We start from the raw sequence: 24,723 nt of genomic DNA, 5'->3' as shown, positions 1-24,723 counted from the left end.
TGGCATAACGGCTTGCCAGGCAGCGCGTCGGGGTCGATGTATCGACGACGTGGCGGAGGCCATGCGCACGTTCGGCGGCTGGCGGGCAGACTCGTGTCATGACAGACGACCCGTACCTCTGGCTGGAAGAGGTCACTGGCGAGACCGCCCTGAACTGGGTGCGGGAACGCAACGCCGAGACGATCGCGGAGCTGACCGGCGGCCAACGGTTCACCGGCCTGCGGGACGGGATCCGCGAGGTCCTCGACGCCGACAACCGGATCCCGTACGTGCGCAGGCGCGGTGAGTACCTCTACAACTTCTGGCAGGACGCCACCAACACGCGTGGCCTGTGGCGCCGCACCACGCTCGAGAGCTACCGGACGGACGACCCGGAGTGGGAGCTGGTGCTCGACGTCGACGCGCTCGCGAAGGCCGAGGGCGAGAGCTGGGTGTGGCAGGGTGCTGCCGTGCTGCGGCCCGCCTACCGGCGTGCGCTCGTCGAGCTGTCCCGCGGTGGCGCCGACGCGACCGTGGTGCGGGAGTTCGACCTGGAGACGAAGGCGTTCGTCACCGGCGGGTTCACGCTGCCGGAGGCCAAGAGCCGCGTCGGCTGGATCGACGAGGACCGGATCTACGTCGGCACCGACTTCGGTGACGGGGCCATGACCACGTCCGGCTACCCGAGGATCGCGAAGGAGTGGCGGCGCGGCACGCCGCTGTCCGAGGCGGTCACCGTGTACGAGGGCAAGCCGGACGACGTGTCGGCCGGGGCGTTCCACGACCCGACCGAGGGCTTCGAACGCGACTTCGTCTACCGCAGCCCGGACTTCTACCGCACGGAGAAGTACCTGCGGAGGGCCGACGGCGAGCTGGTGAAGATCGACGTCCCCGACGACGCGGACACCTCGTCGCACCGCGAGTGGCTGCTGATCAGCACCAGGACCGCATGGACGGTGAACGGCACGACCTATTCGGCGGGTGCCCTGCTGGCGGCCAGGTTCGACGACTACCTCGCGGGTGGGCGGGACCTGACCGTCCTGTTCGAACCGGACGAGCACACCTCGCTGCAGTACTGGTCATGGACCAGGAACCACCTGATCGTGGCGTCGCTGCAGGACGTGAAGAGTCGCTTCGAAGTGCTCACCCCCGCCGAGAACTGGGCCCGCGCACCGCTCGCGGGTGCTCCCGAGGCCGGGTCGGCCGACATCCTCGACACCAGCGACGACCGCGACGACGAGTACTTCCTCAACGCGAGCGGCTACACCCAGCCCGCCACGCTGTACCGGGGCGAGATCGGCGACACGGCCGAGGTGCTGAAGCGGGCACCCGCGTTCTACGACGCAGGCGGGCTGTCGACGCAGCAGTACTTCGCGACCTCCGACGACGGCACGCGGATCCCGTACTTCGTGGTGGGACAGGAGAACGACGGCCCAACGCTGCTGACCGGCTACGGCGGGTTCGAGGTGCCGCTCACCCCGGCCTACAGCGGCGTGACCGGCCGCGGCTGGCTGGAGCGCGGCGGCACGTACGTGGTCGCGAACATCCGCGGCGGCGGCGAGTACGGGCCCGAGTGGCACCAGTCGGTGATCAAGGAGAACCGGCTGCGGGTGTACGAGGACTTCGCGGCCGTCGCGAAGGATCTGGTCGCGCGGGGCATCACCACGCGAGAACGGCTCGGCATCCAGGGCGGCTCGAACGGCGGGCTGCTGATGGGCGTCATGCTGACCCGCTACCCGGAGCTGTTCGGCGCGATCGTGTGCCAGGTGCCGCTGCTGGACATGCGGCGGTACCACAAACTGCTGGCCGGTGCGTCCTGGATGGCGGAGTACGGCGACCCCGACGAGGCCGAGGAATGGGCCTATATCAAGGAGTACTCGCCGTACCAGAACATCGCGGCCGACCGCCCGTACCCGCCGACGATCATCCTCACGTCCACCCGGGACGATCGCGTCCACCCCGGCCACGCACGCAAGATGATGGCGCGCCTGACGGAGCTGGGCTACGACGTCCGGTACTACGAGAACATCGAGGGCGGGCACGGCGGCGCCGCGGACAACGAACAGCTGGCCTTCAAGTCGGGCCTGGTGTACGAGTTCTTATGGCAGCGGTTAGGCGACGAGAAGCCCGTCGGCTAGCGCCACCTGGTCGCCGGTGAAGCGGCGGCGCAGGGCACGGTCGTGGGACACCACGACCAGCGCGCCCGTGAACGCGGACATGGCCTCCTCCAGCTCCTCCACCAGGGTGAGTGACAGGTGGTTGGACGGTTCGTCGAGCAGCAGCAGGTCCACCTCGCCGGTGAGCAGCCTGGCGAGGGCGAGCCTGCGGCGCTGCCCCGCGGACAGCGCACCCACCGGCACCCGCAGGTCGGCCGGGCGGAACAGGCCGAGCGACAGCAGTTGCCCGGCGTGTTCCTCCGGCAGGCCCGGCCTGCCATCGGCGTACGCGGCGAACAGGCTGCGGCGCGGGTGATTGGCGGGAATCTCCTGCGCCAGATAGCCGACGCGGCCGTGGCGGGTGACGCTGCCCTCGTCCGGGTCGACGGCACCGGCAAGAACCCGCAGCAGCGTGGTCTTGCCCGCCCCGTTGGGGCCGATCACGAGCAGGCGCTGCCTGCCCGTGATCGTCAGGTCGGGCACGCGCAGCCGGTCCGCGACCCGCACCTCGCGGAGAGTCGCGACCGTCTCCGGCGGGTCACCCGCGGTGAGCCGGCCGGTGAACCGCAACGGGTCCGGCGGCCGGGCCACCGGGTTGTCGTGCAGGCGGCGGAGCCGCTCGCGGGCGTTGCGCACGCGACTGGACTCCGACGCCTGCACCCGGCCGCCGTGCCGGTCGTAGCTCATCTTGTTGTTGTCCTTCATCGCCCGGCCGGGCGCGACCTGGTGCGCGGTCGTGGCGGCGAACTCGGTCAGGTCCACGATCTCCGTGGTCCACCGCTCGTAGGCCAGCTCCCACCGGCGGCGCGCGTGCCGTTTCGCCGCAAGGTATCCGGCGTAGCCGTCGCCGTAGCGGGCCACGGCCCGGCGGTCGCCGTCGACCTCCACGATCGCCGTCGCGACCCGTTCGAGGAACACCCGGTCGTGCGACACGGCGACGACGGTGCCGCGGTGCGTGCGCAGGTGGTCCTCGAGCCAGGTGAGCGCGGCGGCGTCGAGGTGGTTGGTGGGCTCGTCGAGGAGCATCACCTCGGGTGCCGCGGCGATGAGACAGGCGAGCCCGAGCCTGGCCTGTTCGCCACCGGACAGAGTGCCGAGCCGACGGTCCCTGTCGATGCCAGCAAGGCCGAGTGCGTGCCGTGCCTTGTCGACCCTGGCGTCGGCCTGGTAGCCGTCACGCAGTTCGAACCTGGTCAGCAGGTCGCCGTACTCGCGCATCGTGGACTCGTCCAACGTGGACTCCAGCTCGCGCAGGCGGCGTTCCATGTCGCGCAGCTCCGCCAGCGCGGCATCGATGGCGTTACCGACCGTGTGGTCCGGTGGCAGCTCGGGTGTCTGGCCGACGTAACCGACGCTGTCGGCGGTGACGATCACCTCGCCATCGTCGGCGGGTTCCCGCCCGGCGAGCAGGCGTAGCAGCGTGGACTTGCCCGCACCGTTCTCACCGACGATGCCGACGCGCTCGCCAGGACGGATCGTGAGGGTGACGGTGTCGAGGAGTAGTCGCTCGCCGAAGGACTTGCGGACGTCACGCAGGGTCAGCTGGGTAGACATACAGGTCTCCTGAGGTGGGTGTCGGATGAGGACAGAAACCTCAGAAGTCCATGGCGCTCGCTCCCTTAATGCGACTCCAGTTGCATTAGCATGGTGTCATGGACACCACCGCTGTGCAACCGAGTTCCCGGCCGGGCGGCCGGACCGCACGGACCAGGGCGGCGGTCCGGGACGCGACGCTCGCCGAGCTGGCCACACAGGGTTACGCGGGGCTGTCCGTGGAGGCGGTGGCGGCGCGGTCGGGGGTGCACAAGACGACCGTGTACCGCCGGTGGGGCGGCGTGGACGGGTTGGTCGTGGACGCGCTGGCGCTCGCGGACGAGGACGGCTGGACGCCGCCGGACACCGGCTCTTTCGAGCGTGACCTGCGGGAACTGGTGCGTGAGGTGGTCGCGACGTTCGCCGATCCCGGGGAGGCGGCCGCGCCGACCGCCTTCGTCGCGGCGGCGTTCCAGTCACCGAGGGCGGCGGCCGCGCTGCACGAGTTCTTCGCCGAACGGCATCGGCGGTCGGCGGCGGTGGTCACCCGGGCCGTGACCCGGGGCGAGGTGCCAGAGGGAACGGACGCGGCGGCGGTGGTGAAGGCGGCCGTCGCGCCCGTGTACCACCGGGTGCTGATCGCGGGCGAAGCGGCGACGCGGGAGATGGCGGACCAGTCGGCGGCCGTGGTCGCGCACGGCGCCCGTGCTGGCCTCTACGCCTGAAGGGACGCCCAGACGCGGTCCGGGAGGAGCTTCGCCGCGTTGGCGAGGTCGAACCCGGCGCCGTTCAGCCACCGGCGGGACAGTTCCGCGACCGGGCCGATGAGCAGCATCTCGGTCAGCGGGTCCGGCAGGTCCACCATCGCGCCCGAGGCGACATGAGGTGCCAGCCACGCCGCCATGCGTGCCATCCTCGGCGCCTTCATCGTGGCGATCATCTCCGCGTGTGCCGGGAGGTAGGCCGCGTACGCCGACGCGTGGATGAACCGCGCGCTCGCCGAGTGCCCGGCCACGAAACCCAGATACGCCGTCACCACCGCGCGGACACCCGACCTCGGTGTCCTGGCCCGCTCCAGCGCGGCGACGATCTCGTCCAGCAGCCCGGCCATGCAGCGGGCGTAGAGCGCGGCCGCGAGCCCGTCGAAGCTCCCGAAGTGGTGGTACAGGCTGCCAAGGCTCACGCCGCTCTCCGCGACGACCGCGTGGACGGTGAAACCCTCGGCCCCGCCCGCCGCGTGCACGGTCAGCGCCGCGTCCAGGAGCCGTTGCCGCGTTTCCTCGCCGCGCCGCTGCCTAACCGGCACCGGTCAGCTCCCACGCCTGGTCCCACAGCGCCTGCGCGGGCCCGTCCGGCAGCGAGCCCTCGGTGTCCCTGTCGAAGTAGCGGCCGGTGCCCGTGCCGTCGGCGCGGCGCACGATCGGGGCCGCGCCGTCGGCCGGGGCCGCCCAGCGGCGTTTCACCAGGCGCAGCACGCCACCCAGCACGCCGCCCGGGTCGCCGAGGTCGGTGCGGATCACGCCGGGATGCACCGCGTCGATCGTCACGCCCGCATCCTGCCACCGCCGCGCGAACAGCGGCACGAGCAGCAGGTTCGCACGTTTCGTGTCGCAGTAGGTACGCATGCGGTGGAAGTCCTTGCCGTACGGGGTGCGGTCGAGGTCGACGCGCCCTTTCACGTACAAGCCTGCGCTCACCTGCACCACCCGCCGCAGCCGCTCCGCCAGTGCCAGGTTCAGCTGGAACGGCGCCAGGTGGTTGACGGCGAAGGACTCCTCGATGCCGTCCTCGTTGTGCCTCAGGCGGGTCGGCCAGATGCCCGCGTTGTGGACGAGGACGTCGATCGTCGCGCACGTGTCGCGCAGCGCGGCCGCGAGCGCGGCGACCGTGCGCCTGCTCGCCAGGTCGCCGTGCACCACCTCGGCCCCGGGCGGCACGCTCGCCGCCGGGTCGCGGACCACCGCGATGGTCCGAAACCCCCTGTGTGCCAACGACTCGCACACCGCGTAGCCGATGCCCCTGTTGCCGCCCGTCACCACCGCAGTCCGCATGGCCACGCAGCCTAATCAGAACATAGTTCTAGAACAAGATTCTACCGATAGATTGACGACATGCGCGTGATCCGCACGGAGACCGAGATCGACGCACCGCCCGCCGCGGTGTGGGCGGTGCTGACCGACTTCGCCGCGTACCCGAAGTGGAACCCGTTCATCACGGAGGCGTCCGGCACGCTCGCCGTCGGTGAGATCCTCTCGGTGCACATGGTGCCCGGCGGCGACCGCAAACCGGAGACGTTCACCCCGGAGGTCCGCTCGGTGCGGGAGCACACGGAACTGGTGTGGCTCGGCGCGCTGCGATGGTCGTGGCTGTTCAGCGCGGAGCACCGGTTCACACTGTCCGAAGTGGGCGGTGCGACCAGGTTCGTGCAGAGCGAGGTGTTCCTCGGGATCCTCGTTCCCTTGCTGCGCACCACGATCGACCAGACCGAACGCGACTTCCGGACGATGAACGCGGCGCTCAAGGAGCGGGTGGAGGGCTGACCGTCCGACTAGAACGTCGGTGCCGACACCTGACGCCCGAGTGCGGCCACGTCCCTGACGAACCGGGTCCGGCGCACACCGAGTTCGCGCAGCGCGGGACCGTGGTCGAGTGCCACGACGACCGCGACGCCGAGGAGCATCAGGCGCCAGCCCGCGGCGACCGGACGGGCGGCGCGACCGAACGCGGTACGCAGGCGGTCGCAATGGAACGGCACGTGACGTTCCTCGTCGGCGAGGATGCGGCCGGCCACGTCGGTGGTGAGCGGGTCGGGGGTGCCGTCACGCAGTGCGCGGTAGTACCGCAACGCGATGACCTCGGCGACCATCAGGACGAGCAGTTCGAGGCGTAGTCCCAGCGCACGCCGGAGGCGCACGAACACCACGTCGCTCCAGTGGCTCGCGATGGTGGTCGCGTCGGCGGCGGCGAGGAGGTTCGCCAGCATGCGTGCGTGGTTTTGTTCCTCCGCAACGAAAAGGCGCACCGCGGCCGCGTACTCCGGACTGTCGCGTTCGGACTTGGCGACGAGGTTGGCGCCGTCACCCGCCTCGCCGACCTGAAACCGTTGCACGCTGCGGATGATCACAGGGTGCAGCAGCGCCCCCGTTGCCCAGTCGGGATCGCCACGCCGCGATCGCCGTTCCGCCTCGGCCGTGAACTCGTCCACCCAGCTGTCTGTTCTCTCCATCACTGGAAGAGACGGCTGGGCACGAGCCGCGTTGCGTCGGCGGCCGGACACGAGTGTGGGGCGCCGACCGCGCTGGCCTGCGCCCCACACTCATCGATCGGTCAGCTGCAGCCGGACGTCGAGCCGCAGCCTTCGCAGAGGTAGCACGAGCCAGCGGGGCGCATCTTCGTGCCGCAGGTCATGCACAGCGGGGCGTCGGCGGCCTTGCCGAGGTGGAGTTCCAGCAGTTCGGTGGAGCTGTGGGCCTCCTGGATGTTCGGCTTGGCGGCCGCCACCTGCTTCGGCGCGACCGGCGTGGCGTCGACCGAGGTGGCGAGGCCCTCCAGGTCCACGTCACCCGACGGGCCGTAGTCGTTGTTCAGCTGGGCCGAGCGCTCGTTCGCCGTGAAGATGCCCAGCTGGGCACGCTTCTCGTACGGCAGGTAGTCCAGCGCGAGCCTGCGGAACAGGTAGTCCAGGACGCTCGTGGCGATCCGCACGTCCGGGTCGTCGGTCATGCCTGCCGGCTCGAAGCGGAGGTTCTGGAACTTCGAGACATAGAACTCGAGCGGGATGCCGTACTGCAGGCCGACCGAGATGGACATCGAGAACGCGTCCATCACGCCGGCCAGCGTGGAGCCCTGCTTGCCCAGCTTGACGAAGATCTCGCCGAGGCCGTCGTCCGGGTACGAGCCCGCGTGCAGGTAGCCCTCGGCGCCGCCGACCGTGAAGGACACCGTCTGGGACGGGCGCTTCTTCGGCAGGCGCTTGCGGACCGGGCGGTACTCGATGACCGTCTCGGGCTCCTCCTTGCCGTTGTTCTTGCCCTTGCCCGCGGACAGCGGCTGGCCGACCTTGCAGTTGTCGCGGTAGATGGCGAGTGCCTTGAGACCCAGCTTCCAGCCCTGGAAGTAGATCTCCTCGACGTCCTCGACGGAGGCCGCCTCCGGCATGTTCACCGTCTTCGAGATGGCGCCCGAGATGAACGCCTGCACCGCGGCCATCATCCGCACGTGGCCCATCGGCGCGATCGAACGCTCGCCCATGGCGCAGTCGAACACCTCGTAGTGCTCGCGGCGCAGGCCCGGCGCGTCGATGACGTGGCCCTGCTCGGCGATGAACTCGACGATCGCCTCGATCTGCTCGTCCTGGTAGCCAAGGGCCTTCAGCGCACGCGGCACGGTCTGGTTGACGATCTGCATGGAGCCGCCGCCGACCAGCTTCTTGAACTTGACGAGCGCCAGGTCCGGCTCGATGCCGGTGGTGTCGCAGTCCATCATCAGGCCGATCGTGCCCGTGGGCGCCAGCACCGATGCCTGCGCGTTGCGCCAGCCGTTCTTCGCACCGATCGCCAGGCCGCGCTGCCACTCCTGCGTCGCGAGGCGCTGCACCGAATCGTCGTTGTGGTGGTAGGTGCGGATCAGGTCGTTGGCCGCCGCGTGCTTGCGCATGACCTTCTGGTGCGCCTCGGCGTTGCGGGCGTAGCCGTCGTAGGCGCCGACGACACCGGCCAGCTCGGCTGAGCGGCGGTAGGCGGTGCCGGTCATCAGCGAGGTGATGGCGGCGGCGAGCGCGCGGCCACCGTCGGAGTCGTACGCGTGACCGGTCGCCATCAGCAGCGCGCCAAGGTTGGCGTAGCCGATGCCCAGCTGGCGGAACTTGCGCGTGGTCTCGGCGATCGGCTCGGTCGGGAAGTCCGCGAAGCAGATCGAGATGTCCATCGCGGTGATGATCAGCTCGACCGACTGCGCGAACAGCTCCGCGTCGAACGTGCCGTCCTCGCGCAGGAACTTCAGCAGGTTCAGCGACGCGAGGTTGCAGCTGGAGTTGTCCAGGTGCATGTACTCGCTGCACGGGTTCGACGCGGTGATGCGGCCCGACTCGGGGCAGGTGTGCCAGTCGTTGATGGTGCTGTCGTACTGGATGCCCGGGTCGGCGCACTCCCACGCGGCCTGCGCCAGCTTGCGGAAGAGCGTCTTGCCATCGACCTCTTCGATGACGTCACCGGTGGTGCGGGACCGCAGCCCGAACGTGCCGCTCTGCTCGACCGAGTGCATGAACTCGTCCGACACGCGGATCGAGTTGTTGGCGTTCTGGTACTGCACCGAGGTGATGTCGGACCCGCCGAGGTCCATGTCGAAGCCCGCGTCACGCAGGACGCGGATCTTCGCCTCTTCCTTGGCCTTGGTCTCGATGAACTCCTCGACGTCCGGGTGGTCGACGTCGAGCACGACCATCTTCGCGGCGCGCCGGGTGGCGCCACCGGACTTGATGGTGCCCGCGGACGCGTCGGCGCCACGCATGAACGAGACCGGGCCGGAGGCGGTGCCACCGGAGGACAGCAGCTCCTTCGACGAGCGGATGCGCGAGAGGTTCAGGCCCGCGCCGGAGCCGCCCTTGAAGATCAGGCCCTCCTCGCGGTACCAGTTCAGGATCGAGTCCATGGTGTCGTCGACCGCGAGGATGAAGCAGGCGGACACCTGCTGCGGCGACGACGTGCCCACGTTGAACCACACCGGCGAGTTGAAGCTGAACACCTGGTGCAGCAGCATCCAGACCAGCTCGTGCTCGAAGATCGTGGCGTCGTCCTGCGTGGCGAAGTAGCCGTGCTGGATGCCCGCGTCCACATAGGCCCTGACGACGCGGTCGATCAGCTGCCGCAGCGAGTGCTCACGCACCGGCGTGCCCACCGCGCCGCGGAAGTACTTGCTGGTGACGATGTTCGTGGCGTTGACCGACCAGAACTCAGGGAACTCGACACCCCGCTGCTCGAAGTTCACCGTGCCGTCGCGCCAGTTGGTCATCACCACGTCGCGGTGTTCCCAGGTGACCTCGTCGTACGGGTGCACACCCTCGGTCGTGTGCACGCGCCGCACCGTCAGCCGCTGCGGTGTGGCGGCCTCCCTGTCGGTCCCCACCGTCTCCGTCATGACTTCTCCCTCGTTACTCGCACGTTTCGGTGTGGCCACGTTCGCTCCCGTGCGCGGACCCACCGTCCGCCGTGACCTGTTGCCTACCCCGTAGCGCCGACGTGTGCGGCTTCTACTCATTCGTCGTGACCCTGTTCGATCGGCCGGCGCAGGCCGGCGATCTCCTTCTCGAAGTCCTCTATGGACGAGAACGACCGGTACACGCTGGCGAAGCGCAGGTACGCGACCTCGTCCAGCTCGCCGAGCGGGCCCAGGATCGCAAGGCCCACCTCGTGACTCGGCACCTCGGCGGCGCCTGCCGACCGGATCGTCTCCTCGACCTTCTGCGCGAGCTGTTGCAGGGCGTCCTCGTCGACCGGGCGGCCTTGACAGGCGCGCCGCACCCCGGTGACCACCTTTTCGCGGCTGAACGGCTCGGTCACTCCCGAGCGCTTCACCACGGCCAGGACGGCCTCTTCGACGGTGGTGAACCGCCGGCTGCACTTGACGCAGGAACGCCTGCGCCGGATGACCTGCCCGTCGTCCACCTCACGCGAGTCGACGACCCGGGAGTCCGAGTGCCTGCAGAACGGACAACGCATGGGTCACCCCTAACTCGTGATCAACATGTGGATAACCGGTGGACAAGTCCACCCCAACCTGTGGACTAACTACAGGTGTGTAACTACTAGATGTTGGGGTCGACGGTAAGCCTAGACGCCACATGATGCAAGTCGACACGAGGGCGACACGCGGTCGTGAACAAGCCGTGAATGACTGCCACTACGGGTAGCCGGGCAGCCCGTCAGAGTCACCCGGAGGGCGACGCTACGAGGAGGCGCGGACCGTGTCCCGTGAACGTTGCGTGTCGACTGGCACGCGGTCGGCAGGTTGCCACAGGGCCGCGCGCGGACACGCGAGGGGTACCGGCCGACCGGAAGAAGGACGTGCGCTAGGCAGCGGAGGCGGTGAAGCGGCACAGCGGGAACGAATGAAGGCGATCAACGCAACGACAAGGTGGCAGAACCGGAACTCAGCCCTCGAACGGCACGGTCAACGGTTGCCCGGGCTGCACGGCGCCGTCCACGCCGTTCAACTCGCGAATCCGCTCCACCACCGCCGAGGCGTCGGACCCAGGAGCGACCCGGCCGGCCAGCTCCCACAGGCTCTCCCCTGGCTGGACCCGGACGACAGTCGTCTCCGACGGGACCATCGGCTCGACGGAACCCGACAGCGCACCGAGCCCGACCACCGCGGCGCACGCCACGGACGCCACCGCCAGTACCCCGGCGACCGACAACCGAGGCCGTCGCGGCGCACACGACGCGACCACCCTCGACGCGCCGACCCGGACGACCCGCCTGCGCGTCGGCGGACGGTGGGCCGGTACGCGCCGGAGCACGCGCGCGGGCGCGCGCGGTTCCGTGCGCGGGGCCGGGACCTGCGCATCGACCCCTGTCCTGTGCGCCGTCACGCTCATGACCGCCTCCTGACAACTCTCGAACACCTGCGCGAAGATCGAACAGTCGTTCGATCGAACCTTCGTGCGATTTTGTACCACGGAGCACCGACAAAAACGAGACCCACACGGCGTGTCGTCGAACAGGTGTTTGATCTCCAGGTTGCCTACGGATAACGTCGAAGACGCACACGAACATTCCGGTCGCCATGCTGGCGCCGGCGCGCAGGGAGGCATGCAGTGCCACGCAAACCAGGAGGAATACCGAAGGGCGTCCCGAAGAGGAAGCCGTTGCGGGGCAACCTGCGCAGTTTCCCCGACATCGCACAGGCGGACGCCGAGGAGTTGCCCGTTCGGCAGCGGGAGGTCCTCGACGTCATCCGCACGTGGGTCGAGCGGTTCGGCTACCCGCCGAGCGTCCGCGAGATCGGCGAGGCGGTGGGCCTGACCTCGACGTCCTCGGTCGCCTACCAGCTGCGGGCGCTGGAGCAGAAGGGCTACCTGCGGCGCGACCCGAACCGGCCGAGGGCGATCGGGGTGTTGCCACCGGACATGGACCCGGCCGCCGTGCGCGCGGCGTCCGCCGCGGCCGCGGAGGACGCGCCAGAGGTCGCGGTCGCCACGCCCACCGCCGCGTACGTCCCCGTGCTGGGGCGCATCGCCGCAGGTGGGCCGATCCTCGCGGAGGAGGCCGTCGAGGACGTGTTCCCGCTGCCCAAGGAGATCGTCGGCGAGGGGTCGCTGTTCCTGCTGCGGGTCGCGGGTGACTCGATGGTCGACGCGGCGATCACCGACGGGGACTGGGTGGTGGTGCGCCAGCAGCCCACCGCCGACAACGGGGAGATCGTGGCCGCGATGATCGAGGGCGAGGCGACGGTCAAGACGTTCAAACGCAAGGACGACCACGTCTGGCTGATGCCGCACAACGAGGCCTACGAGCCGATCCCGGGTGACGACGCCACCATTCTCGGCAAGGTCGTCGCCGTATTGCGCAGGCTCTAGAAAGAGAACGAAGTTCTCGGCGCGCCGCACGCCGACGAAACGAAAACAAAAGGACCCGCGGCGATCGTGGTGCCGACCAGCCTCCCCACGATCGCCGCGGGTTTTTCGTCAATACGACTTGCGTCTGCGTAGCCAGCGGAACAGCAAATATACGACGGAGATCATCACTATCGTCACAACAGCGGCCGGTATTGGCGGTAGCCCGTCCTCGGCCGGTTGCGATTCCGAGACGTCCGAAGCGGACTCCGGTTCCGGCTTCACCGGCGGCGGCTTCGGCGCCACCAGCCGCGCCGCGCCCGCGACGACCGTGACCGGCTGGCCGACGCCCTCCGACGCGGAAAGCAGCGACCCGTCCGGCTGGAACGCAATCGCCTCGCCCTGCGCCTCGTTCGGCAGCGGCACCCGCACCGACTTCGCCGAGAACGCGGCGACGATGTCCCCGTCCGTCACGGGGAACAGGTACGCGTCGGTGTAGGTCCGCAGCGCGATGGCCGTGCCGTCGGGGGTGGCCGCGGCGCCGGTCACGGTCACGGAACCGACGACGCCCGGCACCGGCCCGCCCGGTGTGTCGGTGCTGGACAGCCGCACGGACACGACGTGTTCGAGCGGCGTCGGGCCGGGTGAGGTCAGCGGCGCGGCCGGGCGGTACACGTCCGCGGTGCCGAGCGGGCTCTTCGTGATGAGGTACGGAGTCCCGGCCCGGTCGAGCAGCAGCGCCTCCGCGTCGTGCTTGCCGTCCGGGTAGGTGAGCCGGTACAGGGTCGACTCGCCCGCCGGGGTGAGGGAGAGCAAGGCGACCGTGTCGCGGTCGCCGTCGTTGTCACCCGTGTCGGACAGCCAGAACGTGCCGTCCGGGCCCAGTGCCAGGTCTTCGACGTCGTAGGGATCGATCGGACCGGTGATCACGTCCTGGACCTGGCAGTCCTTGCCGAGCACGAACACGGTCACGGACGTGCCGCCGTCGTTGGTCGCGAACCAGTGCTCGCCGTCGGCGACGAGCCCGGACAGCTCGCCCAGCTCGGGGTCGGTGATGGTGCACGCCGGCACGGGTGCGGGCACCTGCGCGTGTGCCGTCGGGGTCGCCATGAGCAACCCCAACGGCAGCAAGAACGCAAGCGTCACCGACCGCACCGACACACCTCCCCGAAGCCCATGGACCAAACCCACGTTAGCGGCCTCGGGTCCCCCCGTCAGGCGGAGGTGCCGTTGACGGAGAAGCTCTCCAGCACACCCGCGAGATCCGGCTTGACCTTGGCGGACAGCTGCGTGCCCTGCTCGGTGTGGCGCTCGGTGAGCACCTCGCCCTCGCGGTGCACGCGGGCCACGAGCTCGCCCCGCGCGTACGGCACGAGCACGTCGATCTCGACCTCCGGGTGCGGCAGCAGCTCGCCGATCCGCTCCCGCAGCTCACCGATCCCGATGCCGGAACGCGCGGACACGAAGACCGCACCGGGCAGCAGGTGCCGCAGCCTGGTCAGTGCCAGCTCGTCCATCGCGTCGGTCTTGTTGACCACGACCAGCTCGGTCGGCAGCACCTCGTCCCGCCGGTCCGCGATCTCGCCGAGCACCTCACGCACGGCCTCGACCTGCCACTCCGGGTTCGGGTCGGAACCGTCCACCACGTGCAGGATGAGGTTGGCGTCGGCGACCTCGTCCAGCGTGGAGCGGAACGCCTCGACCAGCTGGTGCGGCAGGTGCCGCACGAACCCGACGGTGTCGGTCAGCGTGTAGACGCCGCCTTCCGCCGTGGTGGACCGGCGCGTGGTGGCGTCCAGGGTGGCGAACAACGCGTCCTCCACCATCACGCCCGCGCCGGTCAGCGCGTTGAGCAGGCTCGACTTGCCTGCGTTGGTGTACCCGGCGATCGCGACGCTCGGCACGAGGTTGGCCCGCCGCTGGCTCCGCATGGTCTCCCGCATGGGGCCCATCGCGGTGATCTCCTTGCGCAGCTTGGAGATCTTGTGCCGGATGCGCCTGCGGTCGGTCTCCAGCTTCGTCTCACCGGGACCACGCAGACCAACGCCGCCGTTGCTGCCGCCCGCACGGCCACCGGCCTGCCGGGACAGTGCGTCACCCCAGCCGCGCAGGCGCGGCAGGAAGTACTGCAGCTGAGCCAGCTCGACCTGCGCCTTGCCCGCCTTTGACCGCGCGTGCTGCGCGAAGATGTCCAGGATCAGCGCGGTGCGGTCGATGACCTTGACCTTGAGCTTCGCCTCCAGCTGACGCAGCTGGGACGGCGAGAGCTCACCGTCGCAGATGACCGTGTCGGCGCCGGTCGCCTTGACCACCCCGGACAGCTCCAGCACCTTGCCGGAGCCGATGTAGGTGGAGGGGTCGGGCCGGTCACGCCGCTGCACGAGTCCCTCGAGGACCTCGGAACCGGCGGTCTCCGCGAGCCGGGCCAGCTCCGCGAGCGACGCCTCGGAATGAGCGGCGGTGCCCTCGGTCCAGACGCCGACGAGGATGACCCGTTCCAGCCGCAGCTGCCGGTACTCGACCTCGGTGATGTCGGAGAGTTCGGTCGACAGTCCGGCGACCCGCCGCAGCGCGGCGCGGTCGGAGAGCTCCAGTTCACCCGCAGAGAGCTCAGCCAGGTCAGTCAACCCGTCGTCGTCGTGCTCGTCGGCTTGCTGATGAATGAGATTCTCTGTCACGTGGTGAAACCCTCCGTCTTTCCGGTTTTCGCTGTCCCATGAATAGTCCCATGTTTCAGCGCCCGGATCGACCGGGTTATTCCCTGATGGCGTCCCACCATGCCTGGTCCAGCTCGCCGCTCGCCACGAAGACCGCTGGTCCGGACAGGGTCGACTGTTCGGGCTCGACCGTCACCCGCACCCGCCCGCCGGGGATGTCGACGGTGGCCGTGCCGGTGTGCTCACCACGCCCGTAGAGCACGCCGGTCACCGCGGCCACAGTGCCGGTGCCACACGAACGAGTCTCGCCGACCCCACGTTCGTGGACCCGCATGCGCAGCCGGTCCGGCGCCTCGACCACCACAAACTCGATGTTCACCCCATCCGGGAACACGGCCGGGTCGTACGCGGGCGGCACGGTCAGGTCCAGTGATGCGAGCTTGTCGTCGTCCTCCAGCACGCACACGAGATGCGGGTTGCCGACGTTGACGGCGACCCCGGCCACCGACGCGCCACCCACGGTGGCCAGCGAAGACCCGGTCACCCGTGCGCGGCCCATGCCGACCGTGACGTGCTCGTCGACGGTGACCGTGCGGACACCGGCCCGCGAGCCGATGCTGAACTCACGGTCATCGACCAGGCCGGCGTCGACGAGGTAGCGGGCGAACACGCGCACGCCGTTGCCGCACATCTCGGCGATCGAGCCGTCACCGTTGCGGTAGTCCATGAACCACAGGTCGCCGGGCACGTCCGAGGGCCGGTCGTCGACCGCCTTGGCAGGCACGACCCTCAGCACGCCGTCGGCGCCGAGGCCCGCGCGGCGGTCGCACAGCTCCCGGACTCGCGCCACGGTCAGCTCGAGCTTGGCGCCGAGGTCCGGCAGCAGCACGAAGTCGTTCTCGGTGCCGTGCCCCTTGAGGAATGGGATGCCCACAACACTCAGGCTAGACACCGCGCGAGCGCCGTCCCCAGAAGGTTGGGGTCCGTCGCGTCCAGCCACTCGATGCGCTGGTCGCGGCGGAACCACGAGCGCTGGCGGCGGACGAACCGGCGGGTGGCCCGCGCGGTCGCGGCGGCGGCCGCCGTCATGTCGTGGTCGGTGTCGAACTGGTCGAGGACCTGCTGGTAACCCAGGGCCCTGGACGCGGTGCGGCCGGTCCGCAGCCCCTGTTTCTCCAGGTGCCGGACCTCGTCGACCAGTCCCTGTTCGAACATGAGCGTGACGCGCAGGTCGACGCGGCGGTCCAGTTCCTCGGTGTCGAGGTCGAGGCCGAGCTGCAGGGTGTCGTACCGGGCAGGGCCGGGGCGGGGCATGGTCGCGGAGAACGGGCGGCCGGTCAGCTCGATGACCTCCAGCGCGCGGACCACGCGGCGGCCGTTGCTGGGCAGGATCGCGGTCGCGGCGACCGGGTCCAGCCGCGCCAGCCGGTCGTGGAGCCGCTGCGGGCCGGCGTCCGCCAGCTCCTGTTCGAGGCGGGCGCGGATGTCCGGGTCGGTGCCGGGGAACTCCAGCTCGTCGAGGACCGCGCGCACGTACAGGCCGGAGCCGCCGGTGAGGATCGGCACGCGGTTCTCGTCGAGGAGCCGCTCGACGGTCGCACGGGCGTCGCGCTGGTAGGCGGCGACGGAGGCGGCCTCGGTGACGTCGAGGACGTCGAGCAGGTGGTGCGGGACGCCCTTGCGCTCCTCCTCGGTGACCTTGGCGGTGCCGATGTCCATGCCGCGGTAGAGCTGCATGGCGTCGGCGTTGACCACCTCGCCACCCAGCTCCTCGGCGAGCGCGATGGCGAGTGCCGACTTGCCGGTGGCGGTCGGCCCGACGATGGCGATCGGGTTCATCGGGCCGGGTCCAGGACCGCGAGGTGGTAGGCCACGCCGAACGGAATCGTCAGCCGGGCGTCCGAGGCCCACTCGCCCTGCCCGAGGACGCCGGCGAGCACCTGCCACGGCGCGCGGCCCGCCGCACCCAGCTCGCCCGCGAGAGCGGGGTCGAGTGCCATGAGTGACTTCGCGTCGGCGTTCGCGAGTGCGTCGTGGACGGCGTCGTCGAACGGGCCCGCGCGGTCGTCGGGCCTGCCGGGGGCGTGGTCACCGTGGCGGTGGGAGCCGTCGCCGACGACCAGGAGACCGACCGGCTCCGGGGTTTCCGCGAGGTGTTCGCCCAGCGCGTAGCAGTCGTCCGGGGACAGGTCGGGAGGCACGAGGTGCATGGTGACCTCCGCCGCGGCCACCTGTGCACGTAGCCATCCCGCCACCAGCGCGGGGAGCGGCATCGCGGGGTCCGGCGCGCTCGACGCCGCACCGCCGAGGCGCACCACCACGTCGACACCGAAGCCGGCGAAGGTACCCGCCGCGTCCGGGCCGAGCACCCCGGCCGGGCCGGCGCCGACCGCCACCCAGCGCGTTGCCGCGCTGGTCAGGCGGGTCGCGACGGCCAGACAGGCGGCCCGCACGGCGGTCACGTCGGCGTCGGTGCCCGCGACGAGCTCCGGTATCAGGAGCGGCGGGTTCGGCACGACGGCGGCGCGGACGATCACGGGGTCCGAGGCTACCCATGACCCCGCGAACGTGAACTCTCCGGGCTCGCGGCGTCACCCTGTGCTGTCCGTCTCAACCGTGGAGTACCGGGGCGCGGCGTGACCTGTTTGAATGCGCGCGGGTGCTGTGCGATTCGACGCGTCCGGCACCGACACTGCCAGGCCCCGCGAGAGCGGGGCGGTCCGCGGGACGCGGGCAAGCGAGCGGGAGGAACGGGCCATGACGGAGAAGGACACGAGCGTCACCACGAGCACCGAGGAGCCGGTCGCGGCGCCCGCCGCACCAGCACCCTCCGCACCCGCTCCCTCGGCGCCACCGGTCGCCTCGGCGTCAGCACACCCGGAGAAGTGGGGCCGGGTCGACGCCGACGGCACGGTGTACGTGAAGACCGAGGACGGGGACCGCGCGATCGGGTCGTGGCAGGCCGGGGAGCCTGCCGAGGGGCTCGCGCACTACGCGCGCCGGTTCGACGACGTGCGCACCGAGGTGGAGCTGCTCGAGGCACGGCTCAAGGCGGGCTCCGGCGACCCCAAGCACAGCATGACCAGCGCCAAGCACATCAAGGACAGCCTCGCCGACGCCGCGCTCGTCGGTGACCTGGCCGCGTTGAACGCACGGATCGACCACGTGCTGGGACGGGCGCAGGAAGCCGTCGAGTCGGTGAAGCACGCGCGCGACGAGGCCAGGCAGGCCGCCGTCGCCCGCAAGCAGGCGCTGGTCGACGAGGTCGAGAAGATCGCAGAGTCGTCCACGCAGTGGAAGTCCGCCGGTGACCGGCTGCGCGGGATCCTCGACGAGTGGAAGACGATCAAGGGCGTCGACCGCAAGACCGACGACGCGCTGTGGAAGCGGTTCTCGAAGGCCCGCGACACGTTCAACCGCAGGCGCGGCTCGCACTTCGCCGATCTGGACCGGCAGCGCGCGACGGCGAAGGACCGCAAGCTGGAACTGGTGAAGATCGCCGAGGAGCTGTCCGACTCCGACGACTGGGGCGGCACCGCGGCGCGCTACCGCGAGCTGATGACCGAGTGGAAGGCGGCGGGCCGCGCGCCGAAGGAGGCCGACGACGCGCTGTGGCAGCAGTTCCGCGCGGCGCAGGACAAGTTCTTCAGCCACCGGTCCTCGGTGTTCGACGAGCGCGACGCCGAGCTGGTGGAGAACGGCAAGCGCAAGGAGGCGCTGCTGGTCGAGGCCGAGAAGATCAACCCGGCCACCGACCTCGACGCCGCCCGCGCGCAGCTGCACCGGATCCAGGAGCGGTGGGAGGAGATCGGCAAGGTTCCCCGCGACCGGATCCGTGAGCTGGAGGGCAAGCTGCGGGCGGTCGAGGAGCGGGTCCGGCATGCCGCGGACGCCCAGTGGCGGCGCACCGACCCGGAGGCAGAGGCCCGTGCCGCGCAGTTCCGCGAGCGGGTGGAGCAGTACGAGGCGCAGGCCGCCAAGGCCCGTGCGTCAGGCGACAAGCGCCGCGCCGAGCAGGCCGAGGCGCAGGCCGCCCAGTGGCGCGAGTGGCTGGCGGCGGCGGAAGCCGCGGTAGCCACCCGCTAACCCCCGCGAGTCCCGCGCGAGTCCAACCGAAACGACCCGCGAGTCCAACCCGCACGACCGCTGAGTTCGACAAAGGCGGCTACGGCCGTTAGCCGTTCGTCGAACTCGCGAGTCATGCGCGTCGAACTCGCGGGTCGTGTGCGTCGAACTCGCGAGTCATGCACGTTGGACTCGCGAGTCATGCACGTTGGACTCGCGGGTCAGTTGCGGGAGGCGGCGGTGCGGAACATCATGATCGCGATCGCGATCATGGCCACCAGCGCGATGATCAAGCCGATGCCAGGGGCGGTGCCGGACGACTGGCGGGACCAGATCGCCAGCACGCCGTCGACGGAGGCGAACCAGCCGCCCGCCGCGCCGACCCACGCGAAGAACCAGCGCCGGGTGATCAACGTCAGTGCCGACGCGACCACGCCGAACAGCAGCGCCGTCGCCGCGAACAACCTCGGCACCATCGACGCCTTGCCGGTCTCCTGGCCGATCAGCACCTCGAGGCCGGAGGCCCCGTTCATCCACGGCAGGACCAGGCCCACCAGCAGCACGAACACGGCCACCGCGAGCACGACCGCGCGACCACCCAGCTCGACCGTCCGTGACGCGCGGTGACCGACCTCGTCGATCTCGTCACGCAGCTGGTCATCGGGCTCGGTCATCGGACTGCGCATCCACCCACCGGTTCACTCGTCGTCGCGGGCGGGCCGAACGACGGCAGGCCCAGCCCCACACCGGACGTGCGGGGACGCACGCCCTCCTCGTGGTTGTCGCCCGCGCGCGTGCGCCGGTGCGACACCAGCTCGCCGTCGGCCACCAGGTGGTGCGGCGCGCCGTAGGTGATCACGGTCTCGACCACGTCGCCGGGTCGCACGGACGCCTGGCCCGGCGCGAAGTGCACAAGGCGGCCGTCCCGCGCACGGCCCGACATGCGCCGGGTGTCGGCGTCCTTGCGGCCCTCCCCAGTGGACACCAGCACCTCGACCTGCTTGCCGACCAGCGCCTTGTTCGCGGCCCACGACACCTCCTCCTGCACGGCGATCAGCCGCTCGAAGCGCGCCTGGACCACCTCCTTCGGCAGCTGGTCCGGCAGCGACGCCGCGGGCGTGCCTGGGCGCTTCGAGTACTGGAAGGTGAACGCCGACGAGAACCTCGCCGCGCGCACCACGTGCAGCGTCTCCTCGAAGTCCTCCTCGGTCTCGCCTGGGAAGCCCACGATGATGTCGGTGGTGATGGCGGCGTCCGGCATCGCGGCACGCACGTTGTCGATGATCGACAGGTACCGCGCCTGCCGGTAGGACCGCCGCATCGCCTTCAGCACCCGGTCCGAACCGGACTGCAGCGGCATGTGCAGCTGGTGGCACACGTTCGGCGTCTCGGCCATCGCGGCGATGACGTCGTCGGTGAAGTCCTTCGGGTGCGGCGAGGTGAACCGCACGCGCTCCAGGCCCTCGATCTCCCCACACGCCCGCAACAACTTGCCGAACGCGAGCCGATCGCCGAACTCGGCACCGTACGAGTTCACATTCTGCCCCAGCAGGGTGACCTCGAGAACACCCTCCGCTACCAGAGCGGCCACCTCGGCCAGCACGTCGCCCGGGCGCCGATCCTTCTCCTTGCCACGCAGCGACGGCACGATGCAGAAGGTGCAGGTGTTGTTGCAGCCGACCGATACCGACACCCAGCCGGAGTGCGCGGAGTCGCGGCGTGCGGGCAGTGTGGACGGGAACGTCTCGAGCGACTCCAGGATCTCCACCTGGGCCTCGGAATTGTGCCGTGCCCGCTCCAGCAACACCGGCAGTGCGCCGATGTTGTGGGTGCCGAACACGACATCCACCCACGGCGCCTTCTTGACGATCTCGCCGCGGTCCTTCTGCGCGAGGCAGCCGCCGACGGCGATCTGCATGCCGGGGTTCGCGATCTTGGTTGGCCGCAAGTGGCCAAGGTTGCCGTACAGCTTGTTGTCCGCGTTCTCCCGGACCGCGCAGGTGTTCAGCACGATGATGTCCGGCACGCCGCCGTTCCCGGCCGGTGCGTAACCAGCGTCTTCGAGTAGGCCGGCCAGCCGCTCGGAGTCGTGCACGTTCATCTGACACCCGAACGTGCGTACCTGGTAGGTGCGAGTGCTCATCTCAGCAACCGAGGGTACGCGTGACCGCATTGAGACCTTGCGAGTGGTCGAACTGTATGTACTTCATATCCGGTAGGGGTAGGTTTTCGCGCATTACCGGCTCGCTACCCTCAGCATGCCTGGTGAACGCACGCACGTGGAGGATTGATGACCGAGGCTGCTTCCGACACCCCCATGATCCGCATGGTGGAGGTGGACAAGTACTTCGGACAGCTCCACGTGCTCAAGAACATCAACATCGAGGTGCCGCGCGGCCAGGTGGTCGTCGTGCTCGGGCCCTCCGGTTCCGGCAAGTCCACCCTCTGCCGCGCGATCAACCGCCTCGAACCGATCAACTCCGGTCTCATCGAGATCGACGGCAAGCCGCTCCCGGCTGAGGGCAAGGAGCTCGCGAGCCTGCGGGCGGACGTCGGAATGGTCTTCCAGTCGTTCAACCTCTTCGCACACAAGACGATCCTCGACAACGTGATGCTGGCGCCGGTCAAGGTACGCAAGATCGCGCAGCCGGAGGCGAAGCGGACGGCGATGGAGCTGCTGGAGCGGGTCGGCATCGCGAACCAGGCGCAGAAGTACCCTGCTCAGCTCTCCGGTGGTCAGCAACAGCGCGCCGCGATCGCCCGTGCGCTCGCCATGAAGCCCAAGGTCATGCTCTTCGACGAGCCGACCTCGGCACTCGACCCCGAGATGATCAACGAGGTGCTCGACGTCATGACCACCCTCGCCGAGGAGGGCATGACCATGCTGGTCGTCACCCACGAGATGGGTTTCGCGCGCGGGGCGGCGCACCGGGTGGTGTTCATGGCCGACGGGGAGATCGTCGAGGACTCGACGCCGAAGGAGTTCTTCTCGGCACCGAAGTCGAACAGGGCGAAGGATTTCCTTGGAAAGATCCTCACACACTGAGGACTCCCTCGGGCGGCGTGCTCGTCGGCGCCGCCCGACCAAACTAGAGCAGGAGTGAAGTAGCAATGAGGGTTCGTACCCTTGCAATTGGCTTGCTGGTCGGCGGCCTCGCCCTCACGGCATGTGGCAAAGAAGGCGCCCCGGCCGACGACGTCACCGGCGGTGGCCCGAAGACCACGGCGGCGGTCGCCACCGACGTCAAGATCGAAGGCTCGCCGACGTTCGACCGGATGACGAAGAACGGCAAGGTCGTCATCGGTGTCAAGGAGGACCAGCCCGGCCTGGGCTACAAGGACCCGACCACGGGTGAGTACTCCGGTTTCGACATCGAGATCGCGCGCCTGGTCGCCGCCAAGCTGGGCTTCGGCAAGGACAAGATCGAGTACAAGACGGTCCAGTCCGCCGGTCGTGAGGCCGCCATCACCAACGGCACCGTCGACTACTACGTCGGCACCTACACGATCAACGACAAGCGCAAGCAGCAGATCTCCTTCGCGGGCCCGTACTTCGTGGCCGGCCAGGACCTGCTGGTGCGCAAGGACGATGACTCGATCACCGGCAAGGACACCCTGAAGGGCAAGAAGGTCTGCTCGGTGACCGGCTCCACGCCGATCCAGCGGGTCCGCGACGAGGGCCTGACCGAGCCAGAGAACATCGTCGAGTTCCAGGGCTACTCGCAGTGCGTCGACAAGCTGACCACCAAGGAGGTCGACGCGGTCACGACCGACGACGCCATCCTGAAGGGCTTCGCCGCGCAGGACCCCGACGCGCTGAAGGTCATCGGCGAGACGTTCTCCGAGGAGCCGTACGGCATCGGCCTGCCGCTGGACGACAAGGCACTCCGGGACGCGGTCAACGACATCCTGGAGGCCGCCATCGAAGACGGCACCTGGCAGGACATCTACGACAGCACGCTCGGCAAGTCGGGCTCGAAGGCCACGCCTCCGACGATCGATCGCTACTGATCCAGCCCTGATGGTGGGTGGTCACCTGCAAGGGTGGCCACCCATCGTCTTTACCACCCAAGGAAAACAGCGGGGAAGGCCCGATGAACATACTGATCGACTACTGGCCGTTGTTCCGTGACGGCTTCCTCACCACGATCGAGTTGTTCCTGATCGCTGGCGTCGCGTCGCTCATAATCGGTCTGTTCCTGGCGATGCTGCGGGTCAGTCCCGTGCCGGTGTTCAGGGCGGCGGGCACGCTGTACGTGACGCTCGTGCGGAACACCCCGCTGACACTGGTGTTCCTGTTCTTCGTCTTCGCCTACCCGTACCTCGACATCATCGAGATGTCCTTCTTCACCGCCGCCGTGGTGTCGCTGTCGGTGTACACCTCGGCGTTCATCTGCGAGGTCGTGCGGTCCGGCATCAACACGGTGCCGCTCGGCCAGGCGGAAGCGGCCCGCGCACTCGGCCTGAGGTTCGGCCAGTCGCTGTCGCACATCATCCTCCCGCAGGCGATGCGATCGGTGGTGCCGCCACTGGTGAGCACGCTGATCGCCCTGCTCAAGAACACCACCATCGCCGCCGGTTTCTCCGTCGCGGAGGCAGGCCGGATCCGCTCCGTGCTCTCCGACGACGGTGAGAACCAGCTGGCCGGCCTGCTGTGGGTGGCACTGGGCTTCATCATCCTGGTCATGGTGCTGACGCTGGTGCAGCGGACTCTCGAGAAGCGTTGGAGCGTGGCCCGATGAGCGGAGCTTGCGGAGCGAATCATCACATCGGAGCTTGCGGAGCGAATCATCACATCGGAGCCTGCGGAGCGAATCATCGAAGCTGGGCGACCCGCGAGCGGACGCTCGGAGCCTGCGAGGAGCGGTCATGAGTAACATTCTTTTCGACGCTCCGGGACCGCGCGCGCGGGTGCGGCACCGTTTTCTGGCGGTGTTCGGCACCATCGTGCTCGTCGCCATCATCGGCTACATCGGCTGGCGGTTCTACGACAGCGGCCAGTTCACCGCTAAAAAGTGGGAGTGGATCCAGTACACGAAGATCCAGGAGGACCTGATCGCCGCGGTCGTGGCGACGTTGCAGGCGTTCGCCCTGGGTGCCGTGCTGGCGCTCCTCTTCGGTGCGATCTTCGCGGCGGGCCGGCTGTCGGAACACAGGTCGTTGCGGATGGTGTCCGCCTTCGTCGTGGAGCTGTTCCGGGCCATCCCGCTGCTGGTCCTGATGTTCCTGTTCTACTATGGCCTGCCAACGGTCGGCGTCAGCATGTCGCCGTACATGGCCGTGGTGCTGGGTCTCATGCTCTACAACGGCTCGGTTCTCGCGGAGGTGTTCCGCGCGGGCATCCTGGCGCTGCCACGCGGGCAGTCCGAGGCCGCGTACGCGCTCGGCATGCGCAAGACGCAGGTCATGGTCATGATCCTGCTGCCGCAGGCGCTGCGCTCGATGATGCCGACGATCATCAGCCAGCTGGTCGTGCTGTTGAAGGACACCGCGCTCGGCTTCCTCATCACCTACGAGGAGCTGCTGCGGTTCGCACAGCGCATCGGCGGCGACGGCCTGTTCAGCAGGCCGTTCGTGCCGACCGCGCTGGTCGTCGGCGCGATCTACATCGGGCTCTGCCTGCTGCTGACGTGGCTCGCCACCTACCTGCAGAAGCGGGAGCGGCGCAGCAAGAAGCACATCGACCTGGAGGCAGGCGAGGCGAAGAAGGAGCTGGAGGCCGCCACTCTCACGCAGACGAGCGGAAACTGACTTCCTGAAGGCCGCCCGGTCCTCGTAGGAC

23 protein-coding genes are annotated in these 24,723 nt (G+C 69.3%); 9 read left to right on the top strand and 14 right to left on the bottom strand.

Annotation, left to right across the window (positions count from 1 at the left end):
• Positions 1-98 precede the first annotated feature (98 nt).
• Positions 99-2,117, top strand: coding sequence for a prolyl oligopeptidase family serine peptidase (locus tag WBA97_RS19525; protein ID WP_424232291.1), 2,019 nt, complete (start codon positions 99-101; stop codon positions 2,115-2,117).
• On the opposite strand, the gene abc-f is transcribed toward WBA97_RS19525, so the two are convergent.
• Positions 2,091-3,689 carry a ribosomal protection-like ABC-F family protein gene (gene abc-f / locus WBA97_RS19520; RefSeq protein ID WP_424232290.1) on the bottom strand — a complete coding sequence of 533 codons (1,599 nt, stop codon included), beginning with the start codon at positions 3,687-3,689 and terminating at the stop codon, positions 2,091-2,093. The two genes, WBA97_RS19525 and abc-f, sit on opposite strands and share 27 nt — an antisense overlap.
• A gap of 98 nt (positions 3,690-3,787) precedes the next feature.
• Here abc-f and WBA97_RS19515 point away from each other — a divergent pair, with 98 nt between their 5' ends.
• Positions 3,788-4,393: a TetR/AcrR family transcriptional regulator gene (locus tag WBA97_RS19515; protein ID WP_424232289.1), complete on the top strand. Its 606-nt coding sequence runs from the start codon at positions 3,788-3,790 to the stop codon at positions 4,391-4,393.
• Here WBA97_RS19515 and WBA97_RS19510 read toward each other — a convergent pair.
• A complete protein-coding gene (locus WBA97_RS19510; RefSeq protein WP_424232288.1) occupies positions 4,384-4,974 on the bottom strand; it encodes a TetR/AcrR family transcriptional regulator in 591 nt (196 codons plus the stop codon). The genes WBA97_RS19515 and WBA97_RS19510 overlap by 10 nt on opposite strands.
• Positions 4,964-5,719 (bottom strand): SDR family NAD(P)-dependent oxidoreductase, encoded by a 756-nt coding sequence (locus WBA97_RS19505; RefSeq protein ID WP_424232287.1) that lies wholly within the window; start codon positions 5,717-5,719, stop codon positions 4,964-4,966. The genes WBA97_RS19510 and WBA97_RS19505 overlap by 11 nt, the downstream gene beginning before the upstream one ends.
• Positions 5,720-5,779: 60 nt before the next feature.
• On the opposite strand from WBA97_RS19505, the gene WBA97_RS19500 reads away from it, so the two are divergent.
• Positions 5,780-6,208 (top strand): SRPBCC family protein, encoded by a 429-nt coding sequence (locus WBA97_RS19500; protein ID WP_424232286.1) that lies wholly within the window; start codon positions 5,780-5,782, stop codon positions 6,206-6,208.
• A gap of 8 nt (positions 6,209-6,216) precedes the next feature.
• Here the strand turns inward: WBA97_RS19500 and WBA97_RS19495 are convergent, their stop codons facing one another.
• The 4 genes from WBA97_RS19495 to WBA97_RS19480 form a co-directional block, all read right to left on the bottom strand.
• Positions 6,217-6,894, bottom strand: a complete 678-nt coding sequence (locus WBA97_RS19495) for a ferritin-like domain-containing protein (RefSeq protein ID WP_424232285.1) — start codon at positions 6,892-6,894, stop codon at positions 6,217-6,219.
• Between the two features lie 101 nt (positions 6,895-6,995).
• Positions 6,996-9,803 carry a vitamin B12-dependent ribonucleotide reductase gene (locus WBA97_RS19490; RefSeq protein ID WP_424232284.1) on the bottom strand — a complete coding sequence of 936 codons (2,808 nt, stop codon included), beginning with the start codon at positions 9,801-9,803 and terminating at the stop codon, positions 6,996-6,998.
• Positions 9,804-9,919: 116 nt separating this feature from the next.
• Positions 9,920-10,384 carry a transcriptional regulator NrdR gene (gene nrdR, locus WBA97_RS19485; protein WP_424232283.1) on the bottom strand — a complete coding sequence of 155 codons (465 nt, stop codon included), beginning with the start codon at positions 10,382-10,384 and terminating at the stop codon, positions 9,920-9,922.
• Between the two features lie 431 nt (positions 10,385-10,815).
• On the bottom strand, positions 10,816-11,262 hold the full coding sequence (locus WBA97_RS19480; RefSeq protein ID WP_424232282.1) for a LysM peptidoglycan-binding domain-containing protein: 447 nt from the start codon (positions 11,260-11,262) through the stop codon (positions 10,816-10,818).
• 270 nt (positions 11,263-11,532) lie between these two features.
• Between WBA97_RS19480 and lexA the strand changes: the two genes are divergently transcribed.
• On the top strand, positions 11,533-12,243 hold the full coding sequence (gene lexA / locus WBA97_RS19475) for a transcriptional repressor LexA (protein WP_424232346.1): 711 nt from the start codon (positions 11,533-11,535) through the stop codon (positions 12,241-12,243).
• Positions 12,244-12,351: 108 nt separating this feature from the next.
• On the opposite strand, the gene WBA97_RS19470 is transcribed toward lexA, so the two are convergent.
• The 5 genes from WBA97_RS19470 to WBA97_RS19450 all read right to left on the bottom strand — a co-directional run bounded on the left by WBA97_RS19470 (position 12,352) and on the right by WBA97_RS19450 (position 17,413).
• Positions 12,352-13,374 (bottom strand): hypothetical protein, encoded by a 1,023-nt coding sequence (locus WBA97_RS19470; protein WP_424232281.1) that lies wholly within the window; start codon positions 13,372-13,374, stop codon positions 12,352-12,354.
• A gap of 59 nt (positions 13,375-13,433) precedes the next feature.
• Positions 13,434-14,846 (bottom strand): GTPase HflX, encoded by a 1,413-nt coding sequence (gene hflX / locus WBA97_RS19465; RefSeq protein WP_424232345.1) that lies wholly within the window; start codon positions 14,844-14,846, stop codon positions 13,434-13,436.
• Positions 14,847-14,973: 127 nt separating this feature from the next.
• Complete coding sequence (dapF, locus tag WBA97_RS19460; protein ID WP_424232280.1) at positions 14,974-15,810, bottom strand: diaminopimelate epimerase; 837 nt, start codon at positions 15,808-15,810, stop codon at positions 14,974-14,976.
• Positions 15,811-15,815: 5 nt separating this feature from the next.
• Positions 15,816-16,715 (bottom strand): tRNA (adenosine(37)-N6)-dimethylallyltransferase MiaA, encoded by a 900-nt coding sequence (gene miaA, locus WBA97_RS19455; RefSeq protein WP_424232279.1) that lies wholly within the window; start codon positions 16,713-16,715, stop codon positions 15,816-15,818.
• Positions 16,712-17,413 (bottom strand): hypothetical protein, encoded by a 702-nt coding sequence (locus WBA97_RS19450; protein ID WP_424232278.1) that lies wholly within the window; start codon positions 17,411-17,413, stop codon positions 16,712-16,714. Before WBA97_RS19450 ends, miaA begins: the two co-directional genes overlap by 4 nt.
• 220 nt (positions 17,414-17,633) lie before the next feature.
• On the opposite strand from WBA97_RS19450, the gene WBA97_RS19445 reads away from it, so the two are divergent.
• Complete coding sequence (locus WBA97_RS19445) at positions 17,634-18,962, top strand: DUF349 domain-containing protein (protein WP_424232277.1); 1,329 nt, start codon at positions 17,634-17,636, stop codon at positions 18,960-18,962.
• 200 nt (positions 18,963-19,162) lie between these two features.
• Here WBA97_RS19445 and WBA97_RS19440 read toward each other — a convergent pair whose 3' ends face one another.
• Both WBA97_RS19440 and miaB read right to left on the bottom strand, forming a co-directional pair.
• Positions 19,163-19,615, bottom strand: a complete 453-nt coding sequence (locus WBA97_RS19440) for a hypothetical protein (RefSeq protein ID WP_424232276.1) — start codon at positions 19,613-19,615, stop codon at positions 19,163-19,165.
• Entirely contained in the window at positions 19,612-21,084 is a 1,473-nt protein-coding gene (gene miaB / locus WBA97_RS19435) for a tRNA (N6-isopentenyl adenosine(37)-C2)-methylthiotransferase MiaB (protein WP_424232275.1), read from the bottom strand. Before miaB ends, WBA97_RS19440 begins: the two co-directional genes overlap by 4 nt.
• A 174-nt stretch (positions 21,085-21,258) precedes the next feature.
• Here miaB and WBA97_RS19430 point away from each other — a divergent pair, with 174 nt between their 5' ends.
• From WBA97_RS19430 to WBA97_RS19415, 4 genes are all read left to right on the top strand, one after another.
• The gene (locus WBA97_RS19430; protein WP_424232344.1) at positions 21,259-21,987 is read left to right on the top strand and encodes an amino acid ABC transporter ATP-binding protein; all 729 of its coding nucleotides are present in this window, start codon (positions 21,259-21,261) and stop codon (positions 21,985-21,987) included.
• Between the two features lie 65 nt (positions 21,988-22,052).
• Positions 22,053-22,952 carry a glutamate ABC transporter substrate-binding protein gene (locus WBA97_RS19425; protein ID WP_424232274.1) on the top strand — a complete coding sequence of 300 codons (900 nt, stop codon included), beginning with the start codon at positions 22,053-22,055 and terminating at the stop codon, positions 22,950-22,952.
• An 83-nt stretch (positions 22,953-23,035) separates the two neighbouring features.
• Complete coding sequence (locus WBA97_RS19420; protein ID WP_424232273.1) at positions 23,036-23,683, top strand: amino acid ABC transporter permease; 648 nt, start codon at positions 23,036-23,038, stop codon at positions 23,681-23,683.
• A 127-nt stretch (positions 23,684-23,810) separates the two neighbouring features.
• The gene (locus WBA97_RS19415; RefSeq protein ID WP_424232272.1) at positions 23,811-24,692 is read left to right on the top strand and encodes an amino acid ABC transporter permease; all 882 of its coding nucleotides are present in this window, start codon (positions 23,811-23,813) and stop codon (positions 24,690-24,692) included.
• The last annotated feature ends 31 nt before the right edge of the window (positions 24,693-24,723 follow it).

Source organism: Actinophytocola sp. (assembly GCF_049647105.1).
GTDB lineage: Bacteria > Actinomycetota > Actinomycetes > Mycobacteriales > Pseudonocardiaceae > Actinophytocola.
This window is presented reverse-complemented; position numbering and strand designations above follow the sequence as displayed.

Bases quoted from the DNA above. Each gene is read 5' to 3' on its own strand.
- WBA97_RS19525 (WP_424232291.1), top strand. From the start codon at position 99: ATGACAGACGACCCGTACCTCTGGCTGGAAGAGGTCACTGGCGAGACC.
- abc-f (WP_424232290.1), bottom strand. From the start codon at position 3,689: ATGTCTACCCAGCTGACCCTGCGTGACGTCCGCAAGTCCTTCGGCGAG.
- WBA97_RS19515 (WP_424232289.1), top strand. From the start codon at position 3,788: ATGGACACCACCGCTGTGCAACCGAGTTCCCGGCCGGGCGGCCGGACC.
- WBA97_RS19505 (WP_424232287.1), bottom strand. From the start codon at position 5,719: ATGCGGACTGCGGTGGTGACGGGCGGCAACAGGGGCATCGGCTACGCG.
- WBA97_RS19500 (WP_424232286.1), top strand. From the start codon at position 5,780: ATGCGCGTGATCCGCACGGAGACCGAGATCGACGCACCGCCCGCCGCG.
- WBA97_RS19495 (WP_424232285.1), bottom strand. From the start codon at position 6,894: ATGGAGAGAACAGACAGCTGGGTGGACGAGTTCACGGCCGAGGCGGAA.
- WBA97_RS19490 (WP_424232284.1), bottom strand. From the start codon at position 9,803: ATGACGGAGACGGTGGGGACCGACAGGGAGGCCGCCACACCGCAGCGG.
- nrdR (WP_424232283.1), bottom strand. From the start codon at position 10,384: ATGCGTTGTCCGTTCTGCAGGCACTCGGACTCCCGGGTCGTCGACTCG.
- WBA97_RS19480 (WP_424232282.1), bottom strand. From the start codon at position 11,262: ATGAGCGTGACGGCGCACAGGACAGGGGTCGATGCGCAGGTCCCGGCC.
- miaA (WP_424232279.1), bottom strand. From the start codon at position 16,715: ATGAACCCGATCGCCATCGTCGGGCCGACCGCCACCGGCAAGTCGGCA.
- WBA97_RS19445 (WP_424232277.1), top strand. From the start codon at position 17,634: ATGACGGAGAAGGACACGAGCGTCACCACGAGCACCGAGGAGCCGGTC.
- WBA97_RS19440 (WP_424232276.1), bottom strand. From the start codon at position 19,615: ATGACCGAGCCCGATGACCAGCTGCGTGACGAGATCGACGAGGTCGGT.
- miaB (WP_424232275.1), bottom strand. From the start codon at position 21,084: ATGAGCACTCGCACCTACCAGGTACGCACGTTCGGGTGTCAGATGAAC.
- WBA97_RS19430 (WP_424232344.1), top strand. From the start codon at position 21,259: ATGATCCGCATGGTGGAGGTGGACAAGTACTTCGGACAGCTCCACGTG.
- WBA97_RS19425 (WP_424232274.1), top strand. From the start codon at position 22,053: ATGAGGGTTCGTACCCTTGCAATTGGCTTGCTGGTCGGCGGCCTCGCC.
- WBA97_RS19420 (WP_424232273.1), top strand. From the start codon at position 23,036: ATGAACATACTGATCGACTACTGGCCGTTGTTCCGTGACGGCTTCCTC.
- WBA97_RS19415 (WP_424232272.1), top strand. From the start codon at position 23,811: ATGAGTAACATTCTTTTCGACGCTCCGGGACCGCGCGCGCGGGTGCGG.